Raw genomic sequence first — 7,491 nt, forward strand, 5'->3', positions numbered from 1 at the left:
CCCAGACGTTGATCTGAATTTCAGGCCGTTTAACGCTGAGGGTAAAAACATCAAAATCTCAATGGATGAGGTCGCAGTTGCCGTTATCACCGGCGTGGTGCCGCTGATCTTTATCGCCACAATTCCACCGATTGCTCAGCTTGTTGCTTTATTTCTGATGGCTTGTCTGCTGTTCGTACCTGAACGAAAAACATTCAGTCTTATTGCCATCACATTACTGAGCTTCTGTTGGGCTGCATATCAGGGGCAAATCCAGCTGCAACAGATTTCATCCCTTCAGGGCGTTAAGCGTGAAGTTATTGCCGAAGTGCAAACGATGAGTCTGGGAACGGAAGGGGCTTCCCGCTTTTTTACGATCGAAAGAGAGAATGGTAAACGCGTTTTTCCTCCCGTCTTATTCCGGGCTAAATGGGAAGGGGAGAGTGCGCCTCTGTTAGCCGGGCAACGATGGAAAATGCTTGTCAGCTTGCGTCCGGTTCATAGCCTGCTCAATGAAGGTGGCTTTGATGCACAGCGATGGGCGTTGTCGCAGCATGCGCCGTTGACAGGCACAATCTTTCGCGGGGATCCACTGGACACGGAGGCTAACTGGCGTCAGCAATTTATCCAACGCGTCATGCAGAAGATGCCAGAACTTACGAATGCGCCGGTGCTGATTGCATTGGCATTTGGTGAGAAAGGGTTGATTCAAAAACCAGAGATGTTGGTGTTGCAGCGTACCGGGATTGCGCATCTGGTCGCCATTTCCGGCCTGCACATTGGGATTGCCGCATTGTTTGGTGGATGGCTGGCGCGGATGTGCCAGTGGTTTATGCCTGTAAGATTAATCGATTATCGCTTTCCACTGGTAGTCAGTGAGATTTTCCTGCTGGTTTACACGTGGCTTGCCGGTTGTAATGCGCCTGCTTTGAGGACAGCGATGGCATTTTCGTTATGGATCCTGCTGCGTTATTTTCGGGTTCGCTGTCATCCCTGGCAGGTCTGGTTATGGGGCGTGGCACTTTTGCTGATAACTGATCCGATGAATGTATTGTCGGACAGTTTTTGGTTGTCGTGTTTTGCCGTTGCTTCTCTGGTTTTCTGGTACCAATGGATGCCATTACCAGCGAAGTTTCAGAAGCACTGGTACTGGTGTGTGATTCGCTGGGGGCATTTACAGGCCGGAGTGACCCTGCTTTTGTTGCCCCTGCAAACAGGCATTTTTCATGGGGTCAATATCGCCTCATTCCTGGCAAATATGTGGGCTGTACCGGTGGTATCACTACTCACGGTCCCTTGCGTTCTGGTCGTCCTACTTCTAAACATCTTCCCGGCAGGCTGGCTGACGGAGGTCCAGACTTTACTCTGGCAGGGCGCAGATTACACATTGAGTCTGGCAATGTGGGGCGTAAGACCTTTCACCGGCAGCTGGTTTGCGCTCGGGGAAAACTGTCTTTTTATTAGTCTGTTGGGATGGCTGGCTATTATTTTTTGCCGCATCGGGCACGTGAAACAATGGCTTTCGATACTGGTCTCGTTTTGCGCGTTATCAGTAGTTTGGTACGGACGTACCCCTGCTGAGGGCTGGCGTGTTGATATGCTGGATGTCGGGCATGGTTTATCGGTACTCATCAGCCGGAATGGGAAAGGTATTCTCTATGATACGGGGAATAAATGGGAAGGTGGGTCAGCGGCTGAACAGAATATTATACCGTTTTTAAATTGGCGCAATATCGAATTAGAACAGATAATTATCAGTCACAATGATATGGATCATCGTGGTGGCCTGCCATTTCTGCAATTGCGATATCCTCAGGCCAGTTTGCGGGAGAGTTCCATGTCAGAGGGGTATCTGGCGTGTGTGGCCGGAGAACATTGGCAATGGCAGGGGCTGAATTTCAACGTTTTATGGCCGGAGGCAAAAGTTGTTGATGCCCGAAATGATGACAGTTGCGTCATCCGCATTGATGATGGCTCATTCAGCCTTCTGCTGACCGGTGATATTGAAGCCGGTACGGAAAAGGCCTTGATCAGGAAATGGCGGGAGGAGTTGCACTCTACCGTGCTTCAGGTCCCTCATCACGGCAGTAATACGTCGTCTTCACCGCCTTTTATGCGCGCTGTTTCGCCGGAATCGGCGCTGGCCTCAGCAGCACGTTTCAATAAATGGCATCTGCCCGCACATAAAGTTGTTAGCAGATACAACAAAGCCCGCTATGACTGGCACTCCACTTCGGATTCCGGTCAACTGAGCCTGTTCATTTATGGTGATTATTGGGCAATTAAAGGCTTACGTGAGCAATTAAACCCCCGTTGGTACCACCGCCGGTTTGGAGTATCAGTAGATAATGAGTAGAATAGGCCGCTATTTCTTTCGATGCTGGTTGATATTGCATGATGAACGATAAAGATCTCTCCACGTGGCAGACATTCCGTCGCCTATGGCCGATGATCACACCTTTTAAAGCCGGGCTGATTGCTGCGGCTATTGCGCTGGTTGCCAACGCCGCCAGTGATACCTTCATGCTGTCTTTGCTGAAACCGCTTTTAGATGATGGATTCGGAAAAGCAGACCGCTCAATTTTACTCTGGATGCCATTGGTCGTTATCGGTCTGATGATTGTTCGCGGCGTGAGCGGGTACATTTCGAGCTACTGCATTTCCTGGGTATCGGGCAAAGTGGTTATGCATATGCGCCGCCGCCTGTTTGGTCACATGATGAGAATGCCGGTCGCATTCTTTGACCAGCAATCCACCGGTACCTTGCTTTCCCGTATTACCTATGACTCTGAGCAGGTGGCTTCATCGTCTTCCAGCGCTCTGGTCACCGTCGTGCGTGAAGGGGCCTCAATCATTGGCCTGTTTATCATGATGTTTTACTACAGCTGGCAGCTTTCGGTGATCTTGCTTGTCATAGCTCCGATCGTTTCAGTTGTTATCCGCGTGGTATCTAAACGTTTCCGTAACATCAGTAAATCGATGCAAAACACGATGGGACAAGTGACGACCAGTGCAGAGCAAATGCTGAAAGGGCACAAAGAAGTTCTGATCTTTGGTGGCCAGAAAGTTGAAACTGAGCGTTTTGATAAAGTCAGTAACCGTATGCGTCAGCAAGGTATGCGTATGGTTTCTGCTTCATCGATTTCTGACCCGATTATTCAGCTGATTGCCTCTCTGGCGCTGGCTTTCGTGCTGTATGCTGCAAGCTTCCCATCTGTGATGGAAACACTCAGCGCCGGTACGATCACCGTCGTCTTCTCCTCGATGATTGCGCTGATGCGCCCGCTGAAGTCCCTGACGAACGTCAACTCCCAATTCCAGCGCGGTATGGCAGCTTGCCAGACGCTGTTCTCTATTCTGGATATGGAGCAGGAAAAAGACGAAGGCAAACTGGAAGTTAAACGCGTTAAAGGCGAGGTTGAATTTAAGAATGTTACTTTCACATACCCTGGCCGCGATGTCCCTGCGCTGCGCGATATTTCTTTCGCTCTGCCAGAAGGGAAAACTGTTGCGCTGGTGGGGCGTTCCGGATCCGGTAAATCGACTATTGCCAACCTGCTGACACGTTTCTATGACATCCAGGAAGGTAAAATCCTGATGGACGGTCATGACCTGCGTGAATATACCCTGTCATCGCTGCGCGATCAGGTTGCACTCGTATCGCAGAATGTTCATTTGTTTAACGACACGATTGCCAACAACATCGCGTATGCCCGTACTGATATGTATTCCCGTGAAGAAATCGAGAAAGCCGCAACAATGGCTTATGCGATGGATTTCATCGGTAAGATGGATAAAGGTCTGGACACGGTGATTGGCGAGAATGGTGTCCTGCTTTCTGGTGGTCAGCGCCAGCGCATCGCGATTGCTCGTGCATTGCTCCGCGACTCGCCGATTCTGATCCTCGATGAAGCGACTTCTGCGCTGGATACCGAGTCAGAACGTGCAATTCAGGCCGCTCTGGATGAATTGCAGAAAAACCGTACCTCTCTGGTGATTGCACATCGTCTGTCGACCATCGAAAAAGCCGATGAGATTCTGGTGATTGAAGATGGTTGTATTGTGGAACGTGGCTCACACACCGCATTGCTGGAAGAACGCGGTGTTTATTCGCAGCTTTACCGGATGCAGTTTGGCCAATGATTGAGCGTATCTGGTCAGGTAAATCACCGCTCTATCTGTTGCTGTTGCCTTTGTCCTGGCTGTACGGGTTAATCTCGAATTTAATCCGTTACAGCTATAAATCAGGGCTTAAAAAAAGCTGGCGGGCGCCTGTGCCCGTCGTGGTGGTGGGGAATCTCACTGCCGGAGGCAATGGCAAAACACCGGTGGTTATCTGGCTGGTCGAAACGCTACAGCAGCATGGTTTCCGCGTGGGCGTAGTTTCACGCGGTTACGGCGGTAAGGCTGAAAGCTATCCGTTGGTATTAACAGCGGATACAAAAGCGGCTCAGGCGGGTGATGAGCCTGTATTGATCTTCCAGAGAACCGGTGCGCCCGTTGCGGTGTCCCCGGTTCGTTCTGATGCCGTTAAAGCATTGCTGGCCGCGCATGAGCTGGACGTCATTATCACTGATGATGGCCTACAACATTACGCGCTTCAGCGTGATGTTGAAATTGTGGTGGTTGATGGCGTCCGGCGCTTTGGCAACGGCCACTGGTTGCCTGCCGGACCGATGCGCGAACGTCAGGCGCGTTTGCGTTCTGTTGATGCGGTGATTACTAACGGTGGCACTGCGCTTGCCGGTGAGCTGTTTATGGTTTTACAGCCGGGAAAAGCCGTAAATCTGGTGACGGGTGAACAGCGCGATGCAGCGATGCTGAAGAATGTGGTGGCGATGGCCGGAATCGGTCATCCGCCGCGCTTTTTTGCGACACTTAAACAACTGGGTGTAGATTTGCAAAAGGAAATCGCTTTCGCCGATCATCAGGCGTACACCCCTGAACAGATTTCAGCTACAACACAACCCGGTCAGCAGCTTCTGATGACGGAAAAAGATGCCGTAAAATGCCGCTCTTTTGCTCAGCCGGACTGGTGGTATTTGCCCGTCGAAGCAAAAATTCAGGGTTTACAGGCTGAGAAATTATTGCAAAAAATAGCTGATCTTATTTTGGAAACCCATCTCTAAGCCGCCTAAATTTTCGAAACCTGCATCAAATATTCGAAATTTACGTAAATTTATAATTTCAATACGACTGATTTTAAAGACTTATTTGCTTAAATATTATTTCTCCTTAAAATTATTAAGTATCGTGCCTTGCTATTGTTTGCAGGTTATGAGTAAATGCATACAGCCTGTGTTACAGCGCTATTTATGTATGAGTGTAGAGTAAAGCAGTTCCTCCCAGACGTTATCTCTTTCCCGATGATTCCGCTTCCAAGACGAACCTTCTAAGTCCCTCCCATAAGTAATTGTCTGAACTATTGGCCAAGATTGCCGAATGGCAGGATCTTATTAAGTAAAAATTGAAAGGTTTTAAATATGTCTAAGAAAATGGGTCAGGTTAAGTGGTTCAATGAAAGCAAAGGCTTTGGTTTTATTGAGCAAGCTGATGGCGGCAAAGATGTTTTCGTACATTTCTCCGCAATCGCAACGGATGGTTTCAAAACTCTGGCGGAAGGTCAGCGTGTAGAATACACCATTCAGGACAGCCCGCGCGGCCCGGCTGCTGCTAACGTTATCGCTCTGTAATCAGACAATAATGTGGTGATATGAAATGACATGAATTGTCTCTCATATCAGCAGAGTAAAGCCCGCCAAACGGCGGGTTTTTAGTGCCCGTAAAGAAATTAGTTTTAAAGAAGTACGCAGTAAAAATAATCGTTAAACAAATTCGCTCATTAGAGGTTTTTTATAAAAAAATAACTTAGATATGGGCAAACGCATCCGAACAATAATAAAAAAGTGTGTTCATGGATGCCCAAAAGAAAGGATAGAAAATATGATGTTAAAAATGGGTTTAGTTAAATGGTACAACCAGGCTAAAGGCTACGGTTTTATATGCCCTCTGGATGGTTCTTCTGAGATTTATGTTCAGCGTACCTCCATTGCCAATACCGGTAATAAATCACTGAGTGCTGGTCAACGCGTAGAGTTCACCACTTACCGCAGCGTAGCACATGGCCCTTCAGCGGCTGATGTTATCGCGTTCTAAGTCTGGTTTTTGTAATGCGCCGTTGAGCTGAATTTTACGCTCCGGCAAAAATATGTTATCGGTATCCACAGTTTATCGCTGCCACGGATACCGATATGTCTCACCCGGTTATATCTCTCAGTTCGGCCCGCACCCTGCATTTATCTGCACAAAATCTTCTTAAACCTCTGACCCGCAAACCGTCTGCCGGTGATGTTGTCGATTCCATTCAGAATATGGGATTGCTGCAAATCGATACGATCAGCGTGGTTGCCAGAAGCCCTTACCTCGTATTGTTCAGCCGCCTCGGAAACTATTCCCCGCAATGGTTGGAAGATGCGTTATCTGAGGGAAAAATTTTTGAATACTGGGCGCATGAAGCCTGTTTTATTCCTCGCGAGGATTACGGGTTATTGCGGCACAAGATGCTGAATCCGCAGGGCATGGGATGGAAATTTTCTCAGGACTGGTTTGATGAACATCACGCTGATATCCATGATCTGCTGAGCCATATTGCAGAAAATGGTCCGGTGCGTTCTGCGGATTTCAGTGCCGAGAAAAAATCAAACAGCGGCTGGTGGGACTGGAAACCTCATAAAAAACATCTGGAAACTCTGTTTACTTCCGGAAAGCTGATGGTATCCGAGCGGCGTAATTTTCACCGCGTGTACGATCTTGCAGAGCGCGTCATGCCCGGCTGGGATGATGCGACGCAGGCGCTTAGCCAGGAAGCGGCGGAATATCAAATGATGTGTCGTTCGGCGCAGTATCTGGGGATATTCAAAGCGGAATGGCTGGCAGATTATTATCGCCTTAAACGTGTTGATACCCGAAAAGTGATTGAAACACTCCTGGAAAATGGAGAAATCACGCCGGTTGAAGTCAGCGGGCTGGAGGGAAATTATTATGTCCATCAGCAACAATTTTCCCTGTTGCAAAAAACGCGTGAGTCACGCATCAGCTCAACGGTCACGACACTGCTTTCACCGTTCGATCCGGTGGTGTGGGATCGCAAGCGCGCCTCGACTCTCTTTAATTTTGATTACCGGATTGAATGTTACACGCCGGAAGCAAAACGTCAGTACGGGTATTTCACGTTACCGCTCCTTCACCGCGGTGAACTAATCGGGCGCGTTGATGCCAAAATGCACCGGAAGGAAAAAATTCTGGAAGTGAAGAGTTTGCATCTTGAGCCAGAAGTTACGATGACGTCCCGGCGTACGCAGGACATTCATGGCGCAATTACGCGCTTTGCTGCATGGCAGGGGGCAGAAAATGTGCTGCTGACGAAAGGGCCGGACGCTTTAACAGCGCTATGGCAAACTGGCTGGCAGGTCTGATTTAGAACGTAAAACGGCTGCATCAGGCAGCCGTTTA

6 protein-coding genes are annotated in these 7,491 nt (G+C 48.9%); all 6 read left to right on the forward strand.

Annotated features, from left to right (window positions below; genetic code table 11):
* Positions 1–61: 61 nt before the first annotated feature.
* Positions 62–2,335 (forward strand): DNA internalization-related competence protein ComEC/Rec2, encoded by a 2,274-nt coding sequence (locus tag ACLBVC_RS07760; protein WP_410149144.1) that lies wholly within the window; start codon positions 62–64, stop codon positions 2,333–2,335.
* Between the two features lie 38 nt (positions 2,336–2,373).
* On the forward strand, positions 2,374–4,122 hold the full coding sequence (msbA, locus tag ACLBVC_RS07765; RefSeq protein WP_410149145.1) for a lipid A ABC transporter ATP-binding protein/permease MsbA: 1,749 nt from the start codon (positions 2,374–2,376) through the stop codon (positions 4,120–4,122).
* Positions 4,119–5,108 carry a tetraacyldisaccharide 4'-kinase gene (lpxK, locus tag ACLBVC_RS07770; RefSeq protein WP_410149146.1) on the forward strand — a complete coding sequence of 330 codons (990 nt, stop codon included), beginning with the start codon at positions 4,119–4,121 and terminating at the stop codon, positions 5,106–5,108. The genes msbA and lpxK overlap by 4 nt, the downstream gene beginning before the upstream one ends.
* Before the next feature lie 354 nt (positions 5,109–5,462).
* A complete protein-coding gene (gene cspE, locus ACLBVC_RS07775; RefSeq protein WP_104921457.1) occupies positions 5,463–5,672 on the forward strand; it encodes a transcription antiterminator/RNA stability regulator CspE in 210 nt (69 codons plus the stop codon).
* Between the two features lie 250 nt (positions 5,673–5,922).
* Positions 5,923–6,135 carry a cold-shock protein gene (locus tag ACLBVC_RS07780; protein WP_104921458.1) on the forward strand — a complete coding sequence of 71 codons (213 nt, stop codon included), beginning with the start codon at positions 5,923–5,925 and terminating at the stop codon, positions 6,133–6,135.
* 95 nt (positions 6,136–6,230) lie between these two features.
* Positions 6,231–7,454 carry a winged helix-turn-helix domain-containing protein gene (locus ACLBVC_RS07785; protein ID WP_410149147.1) on the forward strand — a complete coding sequence of 408 codons (1,224 nt, stop codon included), beginning with the start codon at positions 6,231–6,233 and terminating at the stop codon, positions 7,452–7,454.
* The last annotated feature ends 37 nt before the right edge of the window (positions 7,455–7,491 follow it).

This window comes from Rahnella selenatireducens, from assembly GCF_046449555.1.
Taxonomy (GTDB): Bacteria; Pseudomonadota; Gammaproteobacteria; order Enterobacterales; family Enterobacteriaceae; genus Rahnella; species Rahnella selenatireducens.

Bases quoted from the DNA above. Each gene is read 5' to 3' on its own strand.
- lpxK (WP_410149146.1), top strand. From the start codon at position 4,119: ATGATTGAGCGTATCTGGTCAGGTAAATCACCGCTCTATCTGTTGCTG.
- ACLBVC_RS07760 (WP_410149144.1), top strand. From the start codon at position 62: ATGGATGAGGTCGCAGTTGCCGTTATCACCGGCGTGGTGCCGCTGATC.
- msbA (WP_410149145.1), top strand. From the start codon at position 2,374: ATGATGAACGATAAAGATCTCTCCACGTGGCAGACATTCCGTCGCCTA.
- ACLBVC_RS07780 (WP_104921458.1), top strand. From the start codon at position 5,923: ATGATGTTAAAAATGGGTTTAGTTAAATGGTACAACCAGGCTAAAGGC.
- cspE (WP_104921457.1), top strand. From the start codon at position 5,463: ATGTCTAAGAAAATGGGTCAGGTTAAGTGGTTCAATGAAAGCAAAGGC.
- ACLBVC_RS07785 (WP_410149147.1), top strand. From the start codon at position 6,231: ATGTCTCACCCGGTTATATCTCTCAGTTCGGCCCGCACCCTGCATTTA.